General features: G+C 61.3%; 11 protein-coding genes and 1 tRNA gene. 8 read left to right on the top strand and 4 right to left on the bottom strand.

Features of this window, described 5'->3' with window-relative positions; all coding sequences use genetic code 11:
* Positions 1-34 precede the first annotated feature (34 nt).
* The 3 genes from lpdA to CTR2_RS11400 all read right to left on the bottom strand — a co-directional run bounded on the left by lpdA (position 35) and on the right by CTR2_RS11400 (position 5728).
* The gene (gene lpdA / locus CTR2_RS11410; protein WP_087083998.1) at positions 35-1462 is read right to left on the bottom strand and encodes a dihydrolipoyl dehydrogenase; all 1428 of its coding nucleotides are present in this window, start codon (positions 1460-1462) and stop codon (positions 35-37) included.
* Positions 1463-1543: 81 nt separating this feature from the next.
* Complete coding sequence (odhB, locus tag CTR2_RS11405; RefSeq protein ID WP_087083999.1) at positions 1544-2785, bottom strand: 2-oxoglutarate dehydrogenase complex dihydrolipoyllysine-residue succinyltransferase; 1242 nt, start codon at positions 2783-2785, stop codon at positions 1544-1546.
* Between the two features lie 63 nt (positions 2786-2848).
* Complete coding sequence (locus CTR2_RS11400; RefSeq protein ID WP_003055529.1) at positions 2849-5728, bottom strand: 2-oxoglutarate dehydrogenase E1 component; 2880 nt, start codon at positions 5726-5728, stop codon at positions 2849-2851.
* Positions 5729-5948: 220 nt separating this feature from the next.
* Between CTR2_RS11400 and CTR2_RS11395 the strand changes: the two genes are divergently transcribed.
* The 8 genes from CTR2_RS11395 (at position 5949) to CTR2_RS11360 (ending at position 16856) form a co-directional block, all read left to right on the top strand.
* Positions 5949-7124, top strand: a complete 1176-nt coding sequence (locus CTR2_RS11395; RefSeq protein ID WP_087084000.1) for an AI-2E family transporter — start codon at positions 5949-5951, stop codon at positions 7122-7124.
* 233 nt (positions 7125-7357) lie between these two features.
* Positions 7358-10423, top strand: coding sequence for a formate dehydrogenase-N subunit alpha (gene fdnG / locus CTR2_RS11390; RefSeq protein WP_140401050.1), 3066 nt, complete (start codon positions 7358-7360; stop codon positions 10421-10423).
* 12 nt (positions 10424-10435) lie between these two features.
* Complete coding sequence (fdxH, locus tag CTR2_RS11385) at positions 10436-11365, top strand: formate dehydrogenase subunit beta (RefSeq protein ID WP_087084002.1); 930 nt, start codon at positions 10436-10438, stop codon at positions 11363-11365.
* Positions 11362-11988, top strand: a complete 627-nt coding sequence (locus tag CTR2_RS11380; RefSeq protein WP_003066500.1) for a formate dehydrogenase subunit gamma — start codon at positions 11362-11364, stop codon at positions 11986-11988. Before fdxH ends, CTR2_RS11380 begins: the two co-directional genes overlap by 4 nt.
* Positions 11989-12070: 82 nt before the next feature.
* On the top strand, positions 12071-13036 hold the full coding sequence (gene fdhE / locus CTR2_RS11375; RefSeq protein ID WP_087084003.1) for a formate dehydrogenase accessory protein FdhE: 966 nt from the start codon (positions 12071-12073) through the stop codon (positions 13034-13036).
* 89 nt (positions 13037-13125) lie between these two features.
* Entirely contained in the window at positions 13126-14565 is a 1440-nt protein-coding gene (gene selA / locus CTR2_RS11370; protein WP_087084634.1) for an L-seryl-tRNA(Sec) selenium transferase, read from the top strand.
* A 96-nt stretch (positions 14566-14661) separates the two neighbouring features.
* Positions 14662-16587 carry a selenocysteine-specific translation elongation factor gene (gene selB / locus CTR2_RS11365; protein WP_087084004.1) on the top strand — a complete coding sequence of 642 codons (1926 nt, stop codon included), beginning with the start codon at positions 14662-14664 and terminating at the stop codon, positions 16585-16587.
* Positions 16588-16760: 173 nt separating this feature from the next.
* Positions 16761-16856: transfer RNA gene (locus CTR2_RS11360), tRNA-Sec, on the top strand.
* A gap of 17 nt (positions 16857-16873) precedes the next feature.
* Here the strand turns inward: CTR2_RS11360 and CTR2_RS11355 are convergent.
* Positions 16874-18562, bottom strand: coding sequence for a long-chain fatty acid--CoA ligase (locus CTR2_RS11355; RefSeq protein ID WP_087084005.1), 1689 nt, complete (start codon positions 18560-18562; stop codon positions 16874-16876).
* Between the last annotated feature and the right edge of the window lie 155 nt (positions 18563-18717).

Below are 18717 nucleotides of genomic sequence, written 5' to 3'. Positions count from 1 at the left end.
CATGTCAAAACCTGCGCGCAAGACTGAAAAAAACTTAGAAGTTCAGGGTACGCTTGTCCACAGCCAGAGCCGCTTCCTTGGTGGATTCGGACAGCGAGGGGTGAGCGTGGCAGATACGGGCGATGTCTTCGCTCGATGCCTTGAACTCCATGGCCACCACGGCTTCGGAAATCAGCTCGGACACCATGGGACCCACCATGTGCACGCCCAGGATCTCGTCAGTCTCGGCATCGGCCAGGAACTTGACCATGCCGGTCGTGTCGCCCAGTGCACGCGCGCGGCCGTTGGCCAGGAAGGGGAAGGAGCCCGCCTTGTACTTGACGCCTTCGGCCTTGAGCTGCTGCTCGGTACGACCCACCCATGCCACTTCGGGGCTGGTGTAGATCACCGAAGGCAGAGTGGCGAAGTTCACATGACCGTGCTGGCCGGCAATGCGCTCGGCCACGGCCACGGCTTCTTCCTCGGCCTTGTGCGCCAGCATGGGGCCACGCACCACGTCGCCCACAGCCCACACGCCAGGCAGATTGGTCTTGCACAGATCGTCCACCACGATGGCGCCGCGCTCGTCCAGAGCCAGGCCCACGGCTTCGGCGTTCAGGCCGATGGTGTTGGCGGTACGGCCGATCGACACGATCAGCTTGTCCACTTCCAGAGTCTGGGCTTCGCCCTTGGCGTTGGTGTAGGCAACGGTCACGCCCTTCTTGCCGGACTTGACTTCACCGATCTTCACGCCCAGCTCGATCTTCAGACCTTGCTTGTCGAAAGCCTTCTTGGCTTCCTTTGCGATCTGCTCGTCCACCACGGGCAGGAACTTGTCCATGCCTTCGAGCACGGTCACTTCCGTACCCAGACGGCGCCAGACCGAGCCCATTTCCAGGCCGATCACGCCGGCACCGATCAGGCCAAGCTTCTTGGGAGTCTTGCCCAGGCTCAGAGCGCCGTCGTTGGACAGGATGTTTTCTTCGTCGAAGGCCACGCCTGGCAGAGCACGCGCGTTGGAGCCAGTGGCCACCACGATCTGCTTGCCGGTGATGACTTCCTCTTCCTTGCCTGCCACCTTGATCTCGTAGCCGCCTTCGACAGCCTTGACGAAGGAGCCGCGGCCGTGGAAGAAGGTGACCTTGTTCTTCTTGAACAGGTACAGGATGCCGTCGTTGTTCTGCTTCACGATCGCTTCCTTGCGGGCGATCATCTTGGCCACGTCCATCTCGACCTTGCCGGTGGAGATGCCGTGGTCCGCAAAGTGCAGCTTGGCATGCTCGAAATGCTCGGAAGACTGCAGCAGCGCCTTGGAGGGAATGCAACCCACGTTGGTGCAGGTGCCGCCGGGAGCAGCGCCGCCAGCGGCGTTCTTCCACTCGTCGATACAGGCGACGTTGAAACCCAGTTGTGCAGCGCGGATGGCAGCGATGTAGCCGCCGGGGCCTGCGCCGATCACGACGACGTCAAATTGCTTGCTCATGATTTGAATCTTTTCTCTGTTTAACTCGAAAAAAGCCCACCGCTTTTGGTGGTGGGCTTTGTAGAAGCTCGATCTGCTGAATTACAGATCAAACAGGAGGCGAGAAGGATCTTCCAGCGCGTCCTTCATGGCCACCAGGCTCAGCACGGCTTCGCGGCCGTCGATGATGCGGTGGTCATAGGACATGGCCAGGTAGTTCATGGGACGGATCACGATCTGACCGTTCTCGACCACGGCGCGGTCCTTGGTGGCGTGCACGCCCAGAATGGCGGACTGAGGGGGGTTGATGATGGGGGTGGACATCATCGAGCCGAAGGTGCCGCCATTGGAGATGGAGAAGGTGCCGCCGGTCATTTCTTCAATGCCCAGCTTGCCTTCCTTGGCCTTCTGACCGAATTCGACAATCTTCTTTTCGATGTCGGCGAAGCTCATCTGGTCTGCATTGCGCAGGATGGGCACCACCAGGCCACGCGGCGAGCTCACGGCGATACCGATGTCGAAGTAGCCGTGGTAGACGATGTCGTTGCCGTCAATGGAGGCGTTGACTGCGGGGAACTTCTTCAGGGCATGCACTGCAGCCTTGACGAAGAAGGACATGAAGCCCAGCTTCACGCCATGTTCCTTGGTGAACTGGTCCTGGAACTTCTTGCGCAGTTCCATCACGGGAGCCATGTTCACTTCGTTGAACGTGGTCAGGATGGCGTTGGTAGCCTGGGATTGCAGCAGACGCTCTGCAATACGGGCACGCAGACGTGTCATGGGCACGCGCTGCTCGGGACGGTCGCCCAGGTTCTCCTTGGTCACGGGAGCTGCCACCTGAGCCAGAGCTGCCTTGGGAGCGCCGGTGGGGATGGCTGCGCCGGCCTTGATGGCACCCAGAGCGTCACCCTTGGTCACGCGGCCGTCCTTGCCTGTGCCAGCCACGTTGGCAGCGGACAGGTTGTTATCGGCCAGGATCTTGGCAGCAGCAGGCATGGCCACGCCGCTCTTGTCGGCGCCGGCAGGAGCGGCGGCCACGGGGGCAGCAGCAGGAGTCGCAGCAGCAGCGGGGGCGGCTGCAGGAGCAGCGGCACCGGCGACGGCTTCGGAGTCGATCTTGGCGATCACTTGCTCGGCAGCCACGGTTGCGCCGTCGCCTTGCAGGATTTCGGTGATCACGCCAGCCGAAGGAGCGGGCACTTCCAGCACGACCTTGTCGGTTTCGATTTCGATGAGGATTTCATCGATGGCCACTGCCTCGCCGACCTTTTTCTTCCAGGTCAGCATGGTGGCTTCAGTGATGGATTCGGACAGCTGGGGGACTTTAACTTCAACGATTGCCATTTTGAATTCTTTCCAAAGATGTTTCTTGTGCCCCCTGTCCTCGGACAGGGGGTGTCGCCTGTATTACTTGGTCAGGACAAAGCCCTTGAGCTTGGCGAATGCGCCTTCCACCAGTGCCTTTTGTTGCTCTTGGTGCAGATGTGCGTAGCCGACAGCGGGCGAAGCGGACGCGGCGCGACCGGAGTAGCCCAGCTTCTGGCCTTCACGCATGTTCTCGTGAATATTGTGCTGGATGAAGAACCAGGCACCCTGGTTCTGCGGCTCATCCTGGCACCACACGATGTCAGTAGCGTTGGCGTACTTCTTCACTTCGGCGGCGAACGCCTTGTGGGGGAAGGGATACAGCTGCTCGACGCGGATGATGGCGACGTCCTTGGATTCCTTCTCGGCACGCTTCTTGACCAGATCGTAGTACACCTTGCCCGAGCAGGCGATGATGCGCTTGACCTTGGCAGCGTTCTTGACAATGGTTTCGTCCTGCTCGGGGATCACGGTCTGGAAACCACCAGAGGTGAATTCGGACAGGGGCGACGTGGCGTCCTTGTTACGCAGCAGCGACTTGGGAGTCATGATGACCAGCGGCTTGCGCAGGCCACGAACCATCTGGCGACGCAGCACGTGGAAGATCTGGCTGGCCGTTGTGGGCTGCACGATCTGCATGTTGGTGTCGGCAGCCAGCTGCATGAAGCGCTCCAGACGCGCCGAGCTGTGCTCGGGGCCCTGGCCTTCATAGCCGTGAGGCAGCATCAGTGTCAGGCCGTTGACACGGCCCCACTTCACTTCACCCGATGCGATGAACTGGTCGATCACCACCTGGGCACCGTTGGCGAAGTCGCCGAACTGGGCTTCCCACACCACCAGGGTGTTGGGGTCGTTCGATGCATAGCCGTATTCGAAGCCCAGCACTGCCTCTTCGGACAGGATGGAGTCGATGACGACAAACGGAGCCTGATTCTCGGCAGCGTTCTGCAAAGGAATATAGGTGCCCTCGTCCCACTTTTCACGCTTCTGGTCATGAACCACGGCGTGACGGTGCGTGAAGGTGCCGCGACCCGAGTCTTCACCCGACAGACGCACGGGATAGCCCGAGGCGACCAGGGAGCCGAAGGCCATGGTTTCACCCATGCCCCAGTCCACGTTCACATCGCCGCGGCCCATGGCTGCGCGATCGTCGTACACCTTCTTGACCAGAGCATGAGGGTTCACGCTGGCAGGCAGAGTCGTGATCTTCTCGGCCAGACGCTTCCACTCGGTCAAGGGAATAGCTGTGTCGCCAGCGTCGGTCCAGGTCTTGCCCACGAAGGGGCTCCAGTCCACGGCGTACTTGCTCTTGAAGTTGGTCAGCACCACGTCCTGGGTGTGACGGCCTTCGTCCATGGCGGCGCGATAGGCCTTGACCATGTCGTCGCCCAGCGTGTCGCCCAGGCCTTGAGTGGCCAGCTTGTCTGCGTACAGCTTGCGCGTGCCGGGGTGGGCAGCAATCTTCTTGTACATCAGAGGCTGTGTCAGTGCAGGTGTGTCCTGCTCGTTGTGACCCAGCTTGCGGAAGCAGATGATGTCGACCACCACGTCCTTGGAGAACTCCATACGGAATTCCAGCGCCAGTTGCATGGCCAGGCACACGGCTTCGGGATCATCGCCATTCACGTGCAGCACGGGCGACTCGATCATCTTGACGATGTCGGTGCAATACAGCGTGGAGCGCAGGTCGCGAGGGTCAGAGGTCGTGAAACCGATCTGGTTGTTGATGATGATGTGAACCGTACCGCCGGTGGTGTAGCCACGGGTTTCGGACAGCGCCAGGGTTTCCTGGTTCACGCCCTGGCCGGCGAAGGCTGCGTCACCGTGCACCAGCACGGGCAGCACTTGCTTGCCCATGGGGTCGTCGCGACGGTCCATGCGCGAGCGCACCGAACCTTCCACCACGGGGTTGACGATTTCCAGGTGCGAGGGGTTGAAGGCCAGCGACAGGTGAACGGGGCCGCCCTTGGCAGACACGTCGGAGCTGAAGCCCTGGTGGTACTTCACGTCACCGGCAGGCAGATCTTCGGGAGCGGTGTGGTCGAACTCTGCGAACAGATCCTTGGGCGCCTTGCCCAGGGTATTGACCAGCACGTTCAGACGGCCACGGTGAGCCATGCCGATCACGACTTCCTGCACGCCCTTGGCGCTGGCGGAGTTGATCAGCTCATCCATGGCGGCGATGAAGGACTCGCCACCTTCCAGCGAGAAGCGCTTCTGGCCCACATACTTGGTGTGCAGATAACGTTCCAGGCCTTCGGCAGCGGTCAGGCGGTCCAGGATGCGCTTTTTCTCGTCCGCATTGAAGACGGGCTTGGAACGGATCGATTCCAGGCGTTGCTGCCACCAGCGCTTCTGATTCTGATTGGTGGCATACATGTACTCGGCGCCCAGGGTGCCGCAGTAGGTTTCGCGCAGAGCATTCATCAGCTCGCGCAGAGTCATGCTTTCCTTGCCGAAGAAGGTGTTGCTGGTGTTGAACACCACTTCCTGGTCGGCGTCGGTGAAGCCGTAGAAGGAAGGCTCCAGCTCGGGAATTTCGGGGCGCTCGGTGCGCTTCAGAGGATCCAGATCGGCCCAGCGTTGACCCACGTTGCGGTAGGCCGCAATCAGCTGCTGCACGGCCGTGCGCTTGCGACCCAGCTCGGAGTCGGCGCCGGAAGCCACCACCACCTTGGTGCCGCCCTGCTTTGCACGCTCGGCAAAAGCATTGATTACGGGCAGGTGGGGAACGTCCTTGTTGTCGGTGCCGTCCACTGCAGGCACATGCTGCAGGGCATCGAAGTATTCACGCCAGGAATCGGGAACGCTGCCGGGGTTGGCCAGGTAGTTCTCGTACATCTCTTCGACATAGGGCGCATTGCCGCCGAACAGATAGGTGTTGCCTTGATAGGCTTGATAGATCGTTGACTGATCGCTCATATCTCGCTGACCTCCGCTTTCCTTCGGAAAGCATTAGCTGGTTTGTAGAACCTCCCGCGACACGGCTGTACCGATTGGCGGATGCGACTGTGGCTGGGGAAGGGCCTTGAGTTGCGGCAGCCATTGTGCCACTGTTCAAAGTCTTGGTCTTATAAAAGACAAGATGTTTACACCCCTGGGACTCGCTTACATTGCGGGAACTCCATAAACAAGGATTCGCATGCCGCTTTTGCCGCTTCACAAACGTGCATTCATTCTTCTTTTAATAGCAGTGACCGCAGGATTCGGCTTGGTTCTAGAGGAATATGCCGTAGCCATCTTCTGGGGTGTGGTGTTTGCCATCGTCTTCGCCCCCCTGCACCGCAAGCTGCTGATGCGCATGCCCAACAAGCCCACGCTGGCCGCGTTGGCAACCTTGCTAATTAGTCTGGTAATGGTCATTTTGCCGCTATCTCTGATAGGCCTCTCGCTCATCAAGGAGACTGCCGCCATCTACGATCGAATCAGCAGCGGCAACCTGTCCGCCGGCAGCTACGTGGAGCAAGTCTTCAATGCACTTCCCTCCTGGCTGACGCCGTGGATGGAAAAACTGCACCTGGGCACTCTGGAGGAAATCCAGACCAAGCTCTCCAACATCGCCCTGCAGGCCAGCAAGCTCGCCGCCACCAAGGCTGTGGGGCTGGGTCAGAACACCCTGGGCTTTGTGGTGGGCTTTGGCGTCATGCTCTACCTGATCTTTTTTCTGCTGCGTGACGGCAAGGAGTTGGTCGCACGTATCTGGGCAGCCACGCCGCTCGCGCCCGAACACAAGCGCGAGCTGGCCATCAAGTTCATTACCGTCATCCGGGCCACCGTCAAGGGCAATCTGGCCGTTGCAGCCGCCCAGGGCGCGCTGGGGGGGCTGATTTTCTGGATTCTGGGCATTCAGGGCGCAGTACTCTGGGCAGTAGTCATGGCATTTCTGTCGCTGCTGCCAGCAGTGGGAGCTGGTCTGGTCTGGGGGCCGGTGGCCATCTACTTTCTGGCCACGGGCGCCGTCACCAAAGGCCTGATCCTTGCTGCTTATGGTGTGCTGGTCATCGGCCTGGTGGACAACGTGTTGCGCCCCCTGCTGGTCGGCAAGGACACCAAAATGCCCGACTATGTGGTTCTGATCTCCACCCTGGGAGGCATGGCCTTGTTCGGTCTTTCGGGCTTTGTGCTCGGTCCGGCCATTGCCGCCCTGTTCATGGCGGCCTGGGAGTTGTTTGCCACCATGCAGGAGCAGGAGGAGAAACTGCTGAACCGGGAAATCGCGCAAAAGCGCACAGCAGCCGATCCACAACAACCGGTAGAAGACCCCGTCCCCACCGTCGCGCCCCCTCCTGCCGAAACACGCAAAAGCGACACAGATTAGGAATTTTCTGTTCAATTCGGCCTGCCGACCGATGGCTTTTCGAGCTGAAAGTTGATAGGTTGAGAGGTGCAGGTTGAAAACTATCGCCGTCATTAAGAAAAACAAAAACGAAACATAAAACTCAAAGTCGCTCAACGTTACTCAAGAATTAAGGGTTTGTAACTGCTATCAAAAATGGGGGGGGCCGTAAAATTTGCTTTCACATAAGCGTTCATACGAAAAGGTACCCCACAATGGACCAATTCTCCAGACGCCAGTTCATGAAAGTGACTGGTTCGACTCTGGCGGGTTCAAGCTTGGCGCTGATGGGCTTCTCACCCACAGCCGCCCTTGCTGAGGTGCGACAGTACAAACTGTCAGCCACCACCGTAACCCGTCAAACCTGCACCTACTGCTCCGTAGGCTGCGGCATCCTCATGTACTCCCTGGGCGACGGCGGGAAAAACTCCCGCCTGTCCGTGATGCACGTGGAAGGCGACCCTGATCATCCGGTCAATCGCGGCACGCTGTGTCCCAAGGGTGCATCGCTGCTGGACTTTGTCCACAGCCCCAGCCGCCTCAAGTACCCCGAATACCGCGCCCCCGGCTCGTCCGAGTGGAAGCGCATGTCCTGGGACGAGGCACTGAACCGCATCGCCAAGCTGCTCAAGGAAGACCGCGACGCCAATTTCGTTGAAACCAACGAAAAAGGCCAGAAGGTCAACCGCTGGCTGACCACCGGCATGCTGGCCGCTTCGGCCTCCAGCAACGAAGCCGGCTACATCACGCACAAAGTGGCCCGTTCCTGGGGCCTTCTTGCACTCGATAACCAAGCACGTGTCTGACACGGCCCGACGGTGGCAGGTCTTGCCCCGACGTTTGGCCGTGGAGCGATGACGAACCATTGGGTCGACATCAAGAACGCGGACGTTATTTTGATCATGGGCGGCAATGCCGCCGAAGCACACCCCTGCGGCTTCAAGTGGGTGACCGAAGCGAAGGAGCACAACAAGGCTCACTTCATGGTGGTCGATCCGCGCTTCAACCGCTCGGCATCCGTGGCTGACTTCTATGCACCGATCCGTTCCGGCTCGGACATCGTCTTCCTCGGTGGCGTGATCAATTACCTGCTGACAAACGACAGGATCCACCACGAGTATGTGAAGAACTACACGGACTTCTCATTCATCGTGCGCGAGGACTTTGCGTTCGACGAAGGTATTTTCTCCGGCTACAACCCTGAAAAGCGTACCTATGACAAGGCGTCGTGGGACTACGAACTGGGCGAAGATGGCTTCGTGAAGGTGGACCCCACTCTGGAACACCCTCGCTGCGTCTATCAGTGGCTCAAGAAGCACTACGCCGGCTATACCCCCGAGAAGGTGGAATCCATCTGCGGCACACCCAAGGAAAAATTCCTGCACGTGTGCGAGAAGCTTGCTTCGACCGCCGAAGCCGGCCGTGTTGCCACCATCCTGTACGCACTGGGCTGGACTCAGCACACCACGGGTGCGCAGATTCTGCGTACCGGTGCCATGATCCAGCTGCTGCTGGGCAATATCGGTATCGCTGGCGGCGGCATGAACGCGCTGCGCGGCCACTCCAACATCCAGGGCCTGACGGACCTGGGCATCCTGTCTGCTTCGCTTCCCGGGTACCTGACGCTGCCAAACGAAGCCGAACAGGACTACAACCAGTACATCGCCACCCGAACGCCCAAGCTGCTGCGTCCCGGCCAGATGAACTACTGGTCGAACACGCCCAAGTTCCATGTCAGCCTGATGAAGGCATGGTGGGGCGCGGCTGCAACTGCTGAAAACAACTGGGCGTTCGACTATCTGCCCAAGTTGGACAAGCAGTACGACATGCTGCAGATCTTCGAGATGATGACGCAGGGCAAGGTCAATGGCTATATCGCTCAAGGCTTCAACCCCTTGGCGGCTCTGGCCAACAGCAACAGCGTGCGCGAAGGTCTCAAGAAGCTGAAGTTCCTGGTCATCATGGATCCGCTGGTTACGGAAACTTCGGAATTCTGGAAGAACCACGGCGAATTCAACGACGTGGACTCGGCTTCGATTCAAACCGAGGTGTTCCGCCTGCCTACCACCTGCTTCGCCGAAGAAGACGGTGCCGTGGTCAGCTCCTCGCGCGTGCTGCAGTGGCACTGGAAGGCTGCCGAGCCCCCAGGAGAGGCCAAGACCGACATTGCCATCATGTCCGGTCTGCACCTGCGCCTGAAGGCTCTCTATCAGAAGGAAGGCGGCAAGTTCTCCGAGCCCATCACCAACCTGTACTGGCCTTACGCCGAAGCCGATCATCCCTCTTCCGAGGAAGTGGCCAAGGAATACAACGGCCGTGCGCTGGTGGATCTGTTCGACCCCAAGGACCCCAGCAAGCTCATCCGCAAGGCCGGCGAGCAGTTGGCGGGCTTTGGCGAAATGCGCGATGACGGCACCACCCTGGGTGGCTGCTGGATCTGGGCTGGCAGCTGGACCTCTTCCGGCAACCAGATGGCTCGCCGTGACAACAGCGATCCAACAGGCATAGGCAACACGCTGAACTGGGCCTGGGCCTGGCCGGCGAATCGCCGCGTGCTTTACAACCGCGCGTCTTGCGACCGCCAGGGCAAGCCCTTCAACCCAGAACGTGTGCTGATCAAGTGGAACGGCAAGCAATGGGGCGGAGCGGACGTGCCGGACGTGGCCGTGGGCCTGGATCCCGAGGTGATCAATCCCTTCATCATGAACCCCGAAGGGGTGGCCCGCCTGTTTGCTCGCAAGGGCATGGCAGAAGGTCCGTTCCCCACGCATTACGAGGCGTTTGACAACCCGCTGGGCTACAACCCCATGTACCCCAACAACAAGCAGGCCGTCATCAGCCCCGTGATACGCATCCTGGAAACCGCCAAGGGCACCCAAGGCGACCCCAAGGACTACCCGCATGTAGGCACGACCTACCGCCTGACCGAGCACTTCCACTACTGGACCAAGCATGTTCAGCTGAACAACATCGTTCAGCCCGAGCAGTTCGTGGAAATCGGTGAGGCACTGGGCAAGGAACTGGGCATAGAGACCGGCCAGAAGGTCAAGGTTTCGTCCAAGCGCGGTTTCGTGAAGGCCGTGGCCGTGGTGACCAAGCGCATCAAGCCCATGAAGATCGATGGCAAGACCATCCATCACGTGGGTGTGCCGATTCACTGGGGCTTCTCCACAACGGGACGCAAGGGCTATCTGGCGAACAACCTGACAGCCTCCGTGGGTGACGGTAACAGCTTGACCCCTGAATCCAAGACCTTCCTCGTGAAGGTGGAAAAGATCTAAGGAGCCACGCTGATGTCCTCAACCATGTCTCTCGATATCAAACGCCGTTCGGCCACGACAACCCCCTCACCGAGCGCACGCGGTGCGCACGCGGGTGAAGTCGCCAAGCTGATCGACGTCTCCAAATGCATCGGCTGCAAGGCTTGCCAGACCGCCTGCATGGAGTGGAACGACCTTCGCGACGAAATCGGCACAGTGGCCGCTGGCGTCTACGACAACCCGACGGATCTGACGTCGGAGTCTTGGACCGTGATGCGCTTTGCCGAGTACGAAAACGAAGCCACAGGCAACCTGGAATGGCTGATCCGCAAGGACGGCTGCATGCACTGCGAAGACCCAGGCTGCCTGAAGGCCTGCCCCTCGCCTGGCGCCATCGTCCAATATGCCAACGGCATCGTGGACTTCCAGCAAGACCAGTGCGTGGGCTGCGGCTACTGCGTCACGGGCTGCCCGTTCAACATTCCGCGCATCTCCAAGAAGGACAACAAGGCGTACAAGTGCACCTTGTGTTCGGATCGCGTGGCTGTTGGCCAGGAACCCGCTTGCGTCAAGACCTGCCCCACGGGTGCTATCCAGTTTGGCACCAAGGAAGCCATGCAGGAGCAAGCGTCCCGCCGTGTCGTGGACCTCAAGGAACGCGGCTACGAAAAGGCAGGCCTCTACGACCCGCAAGGCGTGGGTGGCACGCACGTGATGTACGTTCTGCATCACGCGGACAAACCTTCGCTGTACAAGGGCCTGCCGGACGATCCGTCCATCAGCCCCATGGTGTCGCTGTGGAAGGGTGTAGCCAAGCCTCTGGCCATGGCCGCACTGGGTGCAGCTGCAATCGGAAGCCTGTTCCACTACGTCACCAAGGGACCCAACGACGTGTCCAAGGACCTTGAGGATGAAATGGAACGCAAGGACGCCGAAGCGCTGAACAAGGAGAACGGCAAATGAAACGCAATCCTCGCGACCTCGTGCGCTACAACGCATCGGAGCGCGCCAACCACTGGGTGGTAGGCATTTGCTTCATCTTGCTGGCCCTGTCCGGTCTGGCGTTCTTTCACCCGGCCTTCTTCTGGTTGACCAATCTGTTCGGTGGCGGTCCCTGGACCCGCATCCTGCACCCCTACATCGGGGTTGTCATGGGTGCATTCTTCGTCATCATGGCCTGCCGTTTTGCCAAGCTCAACATCGTTGAGCCGCGCGACATCGAATGGCTCAAGAACGTCAACAAGATGATCGATGGCGACGACCACGACATGCCCGAACAGGGCAAGTACAACGGTGGTCAGAAGCTGTTGTTCTGGGGCTTGGTAATCGGCATGCTGCTGATCGTGATCACCGGCTTTCTGATGTGGCGCGCTTGGTGGACATTGCCGGTCAACGTGGTGCGAGCGGCCTCGGTGGTTCACGCCATCGCTGCCGTGTGGATGATCGGTCTGATCATCATGCACGTGTATGCGGCCATCTGGACTCGTGGCACCATTCGCGCCATGCTTTATGGCACAGTAACGCGAGCCTGGGCCAAGCAACACCACCGCGGCTGGTACCGCAAGATGACGGGTGACAACGACTAAGGTTTTTAGTCCTCTCCCCTAACAACCCAGCCGCCAAGCGTTTATCGGCGCTCGGCGGCTGATTCATTTGGAAACCCTGTCAATGCAACGCATTCTTCAACCCGGTGAAATCGAAGCACTGGATCACACCAGCTTTCCCCGCATCTTGCTGCCCCAGGTAAGCAGTCTGTTCGCCGAACGCGCTGCACGCCTGCGCCAGTTGGCCAACGGCAATCCCATTGCAGACTATCTGCTGTTTGTGGCCCAGATCATGGATGCGCAGCACAAGGCTGCCGCCACCATCGAGATATCTGCGCCCGATGCCGAACTCATGGCGCGTGCTCAGGAGCACTCCATGCCCCTGCTGCCCGCAGTGGACACCATCGATCCCGCCTGGCAAGCCGTACTGGACAATATGCTCGACACGCTGCAGGGTAGCGAAGGCCTGCCTGCACCGCTGCAGCCTCTGCTCAAGGAGCTGCGTGCACTGACTCCCGAGACCCGTGAAGACATTGCCAAAAAGCTGTTGCAAAAGGAAGTCGCCGCCCGCCACGTGGGCATGGCTCCCTTCATCATGGCTGCGCTGCAAGTGACCTTTGCCAAGCGCTCGGCCAGCCTCAGTGGCCGCGACGTTCCCTACACCGACCCCGCCAGCATCTGCCCCGTCTGCGCCAGCGAGCCTGTGGCCAGCGTCATCCGCATTGGCGGCAAAGTGGCCGGTCACCGTTACGCTCATTGCGGCACCTGTGCCTGCGAATGGCATATGGTTCGCGTCAAGTGCACGCACTGCGAATCGACCAAGGGCATCCACTACCAGGGCATTGACGGTTCGGGCGAAGAAGTTCTGGCCGAGACCTGCGACGAATGCGGCAGCTACCGCAAGATCGTGAATCAGGAAAAGAACCCCATGGTCGAACCCCTCGTCGACGATCTGGCCAGCCTGATGCTGGATCTGCTGATGAGCGAGACCCAGTTCCAGCGCGCCAGCGCCAATCCTCTGTTGTTTGTGGCCGTGGCCGAAGAGCAGCAAGGCGAGGCCGATCACGAACTGGTGGACCCTGCGGCGTAAACCTGCCGGCTCCAACCGCCACCATAATGAAGGCGGCAGGAACTCCTGCCGCCTTTTTCATTTTTTCGACGACCCGACACACCTTGGCCATGAGCAATACCGCAGCGACTGCCCCCGAAATTTCGCACCCCTCTCAGCTTCCCGCCGTGGACAAGGTCTTGCTCGCGGTCGAGATGCAGGTGCTGCGCGAGTCCTATGGCCTGGACGCCTGCACCAAGGCTGTACGCGATGTGCTGACGGAGCTGCGCCAGCAGCTTCTGGGCGCTGGCGATCAGCCCGGCCAGAGCGTGCAGGCCGACATCGCCAGCATCGTCCAGGCCGCGCAGCGCCAGCTTCAAGCCCGGTTCGCGCCACGTCTGCAGCCTGTCTTCAACCTCACCGGCACGGTGCTGCATACCAATCTGGGCCGCGCCCTGCTGCCGCAGGCTGCCATTGATGCCGTGGTGCAGGCCATGAGCTCCCCGGCCAATCTGGAATATGACCTCGAGGACGGCGGCCGCGGCGATCGCGACGACCTGGTCGAGTCTCTGATCTGCGAGCTGACCGGCGCTGAAGCCGCGACCGTTGTCAACAACAACGCCGCTGCCGTGCTGCTGGTGCTGTCCACCATGGCCACGGGCCGGGAAGTCGTGGTCTCGCGTGGCGAGCTGGTGGAAATCGGTGGCGCCTTCCGCATTCCCGATGTCATGACCCGCGCCGGCGCCCGGCTCGTCGAAGTCGGCACCACCAACCGCACGCATGAGAAAGACTATGCAGAGGCCATAGGCGAGAACACGGCCGCGCTCATGAAGGTGCACTGCAGCAACTACGCCATCACCGGCTTCACCAAGGCGGTGAGCGATGCCGATGTCGCCCGCATTGCGCACGACAGCAGCCTGCCCATGATTGTCGACCTGGGCAGCGGCACGCTGATCGACATGCGCGACTGGGGACTGCCCTATGAGGTCACGGTGCGCGAGACGGTCGAGTCTGGTGCCGACATCGTCACCTTCAGCGGCGACAAGCTCCTGGGCGGCCCGCAGGCCGGCATCATCGTCGGCAAGCGGGAGCTGATTGCCCAGATCAAGAAAAACCCGCTCAAGCGCGCGCTGCGCGTGGGCAAGATCACGCTGGCGGCGCTGGAGCCCACTCTGCGCCTGTATCTGAACCCCGAAAAGCTCGCCCAGGAGCTGACCACGCTGCGCCTGTTCACGCGCCAGGCCACCGACATGCAGACCCAGGCAGAGCAGCTGCAGCCTCTGCTGCAGCAGGCACTGGGCCAGGACTATGTGGTGGAAACCGCAGCCATGAACAGCCAGATCGGCAGCGGCGCCCTGCCCGTGGAAAATCTGCCCAGCTTCGGCCTAAGGATCTATCCGGCCAGCGGCAAACAGGCGGGTCGCCAGCTGACCCGGCTCGAAGCGCGCTTTCGTGCCCTGCCCCGGCCCGTGATCGGGCGACTGCATGACGATGCGCTGTGGCTGGATCTGCGCTGCCTCGAACACCCGGCACAAGCCCTGTTTGCCGCGCAGCTGCCGCAACTGGCCTGAGGCAGTCCCATGGCCTCGCCCCCCGGGATTTATACAAAAATACCTTGCATCGCTTGATACACAAGCGCCGGCAGCTATCAAAACCACAAGCACACCATGATCATCGGAACTGCAGGCCATATCGACCACGGCAAAACCACGCTGGTGCGTGCGCTCACGGGCGTGGAAACCGACCGTCTCAAGGAAGAGAAAGCCCGCGGCATCTCCATAGAACTCGGCTATGCCTACAGCCCGCTGCCCAACGGCGACGTGCTGGGCATCATCGACGTGCCGGGCCACGAGAAATTCGTCCACACCATGGCCGCCGGAGCCGTGGGCATTGACCACGCCCTGCTGGTCGTGGCTGCCGACGACGGCGTCATGCCCCAGACCCTGGAGCACCTGGAAATTCTGCAGCTGCTGGGTGTCAGGCGTGGCAGCGTGGCGCTGACCAAGGTCGATCGCGTGCTGCCGCAACGCATTGCCGACGTGCACCGCGAAATCAACGCCATTCTCGGCGTCACTGCGCTGGCGGGCAGTCCCGTCTTCGAGACCAATGCCGCAGAACCCGGCAATGCTGGCGTAAAGGCCCTGCGCGAACATCTGCAGGTGCAGGCCCAGATGATGCAGGAGCGTCCCCGGGACGGCCTGTTCCGGCTCGCCGTGGACCGCGTCTTCACGCTGCCGGGCCAGGGCACGGTGGTCACGGGCACGGTCTTCAATGGTCAGGTGCGGGTGGGCGACACGCTGGCACACTCGGCCAGTGGTCAGGCCGTGCGCGTGCGCAGCATTCACGCGCAGAACCAGAGCAGCGACAGCGGCGTCGCCGGCCAGCGCTGCGCACTCAATCTGGCAGGCATAGCCAAGGACGAGATCGAACGCGGCGACTGGATCATGGACCCGCGCCTGCGGCAGGCCACGGACCGCCTCGATATTCACCTGCACCTGCTCAGCGAAGCACCCTTGCTGGCCCAGTGGACGCCCGTCCATGTGCACCTGGGCACCAAACGCACCACAGGCCATGTGGCCCTGCTGCAGGATGAGGCCATAGAGCCCGGCACCGAAGCCCGCGTGCAGCTGGTGCTGGATGCGCCGGTCTTCGCCCTGCCCGGCGACCGCCTGATTCTGCGCAACGCCCAGGCCAGCCGCACCATCGCCGGCGGCATGGTGCTCGACCCCTATGCACCAAGCCGCAAGCGCCGCAGCGCAGAGCGCATGGCCTACCTCGACGCCATGGAGCAGCTAATCGCCCGCAGCGACTTCAGGCCGCTGATCGCACAGGCCCCGCACGGCATTGCGCGCTCGCAGCTGGTGCGTCTGAGCGGCCATGCCTTCCCCGAGGCCAGCCTGGCCGACACCATCCAGCTGCCCATTGCCGGCGGCGATGCCCTGGTGCTGGGCAGCGAGCGCTGGCAGATACTGCAGACCCAGCTCATCGACAGCCTGGCGCGCTTTCACGAAAAATCGCCCGACGAGCCCGGCGTCAACGCGGCCAGACTGAGGCGCATGGCCTTGCCCGGCCTGCAGCAAAGCAGCTACGACGCGCTCTATCAAGGCCTGATCGATGCCCTGCTCGGCAGCCAGCAACTGGCCAGCACCGGCGCCTGGCTGCATTTGCCGCAGCACAGCGTGCAACTGAGCAATGCCGAGCAGACGCTGGCCGAAAAGCTGCTGCCCGCCATCGCGGCAGGCCGCTATGACCCGCCCTGGGTACGTGATCTGGCGCGCGACCATGCCGCAGGCGAGGAGCTGGTGCGCCAGCTGCTCAAAAAGCTCTCGCGCCAGGGCCAGCTGTTCCAGGTCGTCAAGGACTTGTTCTATGCACCGGCGCGCATGGATGAGCTCGCTGCCCTGGTTGCCGACATCGCCGGCCGTCACGCCAGGGGCGAGGTGGAAGCCAGCGCATTCCGCGACGCCACCGGTCTGGGTCGCAAGCGCGCCATCCAGATTCTCGAATTCTTCGACCGCACCGGCTACACGCGCCGCGTGCGCGATGCCCATCTGCTGCGCCCTGACGTGCATTGGAATAGCACGCCACGCTGAGCGCTCGCAGAAATCAGTCCAGGTTCCTTATCCCGCCTGCGCAACAAGCTATCAAATCAGAGTAGGGCGGGATATGCGGCCCTGACGTGCTGTTTGTCAGCAGGTGCCGGATTGCTGGCTACAATCACTGTCCTATCTTCTGCAAGAGTGACTGCTGCCACTCTTGGCTCAAAGGAAGGCAATCGTGCCCGGTGGCGCGGCCGGGCTTCAAACCCGGTGGGGGGCGTCAGCCGCTCCCGGGTTGGTTCGACTCCAGCTGCTTTCCGCCACTCCCCCTCTTTGCATTTCAGACCGCGGCTTCCTGCTCCTGCAGCATTCGCCACATCACCTTGCCGCTGCCGCTCTTGGGCAAGGCTGTCACGAACTGCACCAGACGAGGTGCCTTGTAGACCGCCATATTGTCGTGGCACCACTGGATGATCTGCTCTGCCGTCGTCGCCTCATGACCGGCACGCAACACGACCACAGCCTTGACGGTCTCGCCGCGATAGGCATCTTTGGTGGAGATCACGCAGGCCTCCTGAATCGCAGGATGGCGGAACATCAGCGACTCCACCTCGGCCGGCCATACCTTGAAGCCGCTGGCATTGATCATGCGCTTGAGCCGGTCGGTAATGAAAAAGTAGCCGTCCTCATCCACGCGCCCCAGGTCCCCGGTGCGGAAAAAGCGTTTGCCGTCGAGCTCCATAAAGCTTTGCTCGGTCGCCTCGGGGCGTTGCCAGTAGCCTTCAAACACCTCGGGGCCGTTGACCACGATCTCGCCCTGTTCGCCCTGGGCCACCTCTTCCAGCGTGTCGGGGCTGATCACGCGCGCATCGGTGCTCATGAAGGGGATGCCCAGACATTGCTGCTTGGGATGGTCGGGCGGATTGCTGTGTGAAGGTGCGGCGGTTTCGGTCAGGCCATAGCCCTCGCAAAAACGCAGCCCGTACTGTTCCAGCAGTCGCTGGGCCACGGCCTGGGGCATGGCGGCGCCGCCGCCGCCGATGTATTTGAGGCTGGAGAGATCGAAGGACGCGAAGTTGGGGCTGGCCAGCAGATCGATCACCATGGTCGGGATATTGGTCCAGCTGGTGACCTGATAGTGCGAGATCAGGCGCCCTGCCAGTTCGCGCTCCCAGCGCGGCATGATGATCAGCGTCGCCCCCATGTAGATGGCACTGTGCAGCACGGAAACCATGCCTGTGATGTGAAACATGGGCACGACGGCGAGCACCACGTTCTCGCTGTTGCCCGTGCCCCACAGCGCGCCGGAAACAGCGTTGTGGTTGATGCTGCGGTGCAGGTGCATGCAGCCCTTGGGCTGGCCCGTGGTGCCGCTGGTATAGGGCAGCAAGGCCAGGTCGTCACGACCTGCGGTATGCGGCGGCGGCAGCTCGCTGCAGGCCAGTGCCTGCGTCCAGGCATGGACCTTGCCATGGCTCAGGCTTGCGGGTTCGCGCTCGCCAAGCAGCCAGTTGCGCCAGGCTTCGGGCGGTGCATCCGGCCCTTGCACATCGGCATCAAAACCGTCGGTGAACCGGGTGACCAGCAAGTGCTGCAATGCTTCGGACTGCGGCAAGGCATTGCTGGCCTTGGCCAGCTCCGGCGCCAGATCAGCCGTGGTGATGGCCACCTTGGCGCCCGAATCCGTGATGTAGTGCTTGAGCTCCTCAGCCGTATTCATGGGGTTGACCGGTACAACTACCGCATTGGCTCGAAAGATGGCGTAATGCGCCAGCACCAGTTGCGAGCTGTTTTGCATCAGCACGATGACACGATCACCTTTTTGCACGCCCAGGCCATGCAGATAGGCGGCCATGCGCTCCGTTCCCTCGCACAGCTGCCGGTAGGTCGTGGTGCGGCCCAGAAACACCAGCGCGGCTTTGTCCGGATAGCGCCTGGCATTGATAGCAAGGTTTTCCCAGACACTGGTCACGGGAACGGTGATGGAATGTGGCAGCCGATTGGGCCAAAACTTGTGGTGAGCGGGCATGAGTCAGGCAATCAGAAAAGCGTATACATAGTCCGGGTGGACTAATCAGTCCGCAAGACTAGGCCCGCAACCTCGGCCCGGCATCCGGGATGCCCCCAACAGTCGGTCACGCAGGTGACGGTCGACGCGGCCTGGCGCGGCTCAAGCTGGTCCTG

This window comes from Comamonas thiooxydans (assembly GCF_002157685.2).
GTDB classification, from domain to species: domain Bacteria; phylum Pseudomonadota; class Gammaproteobacteria; order Burkholderiales; family Burkholderiaceae_C; genus Comamonas; species Comamonas testosteroni_H.
The sequence above is the reverse complement of the archived record's forward strand: the minus strand, read 5'-3'. Positions and strand labels throughout refer to the sequence as shown.

Coding starts and splice junctions, on each gene's coding strand:
- lpdA (WP_087083998.1), bottom strand. CDS start 1,462: ATGAGCAAGCAATTTGACGTCGTCGTGATCGGCGCAGGCCCCGGCGGC.
- odhB (WP_087083999.1), bottom strand. CDS start 2,785: ATGGCAATCGTTGAAGTTAAAGTCCCCCAGCTGTCCGAATCCATCACT.
- CTR2_RS11400 (WP_003055529.1), bottom strand. CDS start 5,728: ATGAGCGATCAGTCAACGATCTATCAAGCCTATCAAGGCAACACCTAT.
- CTR2_RS11395 (WP_087084000.1), top strand. CDS start 5,949: ATGCCGCTTTTGCCGCTTCACAAACGTGCATTCATTCTTCTTTTAATA.
- fdxH (WP_087084002.1), top strand. CDS start 10,436: ATGTCCTCAACCATGTCTCTCGATATCAAACGCCGTTCGGCCACGACA.
- CTR2_RS11380 (WP_003066500.1), top strand. CDS start 11,362: ATGAAACGCAATCCTCGCGACCTCGTGCGCTACAACGCATCGGAGCGC.
- fdhE (WP_087084003.1), top strand. CDS start 12,071: ATGCAACGCATTCTTCAACCCGGTGAAATCGAAGCACTGGATCACACC.
- selA (WP_087084634.1), top strand. CDS start 13,126: ATGAGCAATACCGCAGCGACTGCCCCCGAAATTTCGCACCCCTCTCAG.
- selB (WP_087084004.1), top strand. CDS start 14,662: ATGATCATCGGAACTGCAGGCCATATCGACCACGGCAAAACCACGCTG.
- CTR2_RS11355 (WP_087084005.1), bottom strand. CDS start 18,562: ATGCCCGCTCACCACAAGTTTTGGCCCAATCGGCTGCCACATTCCATC.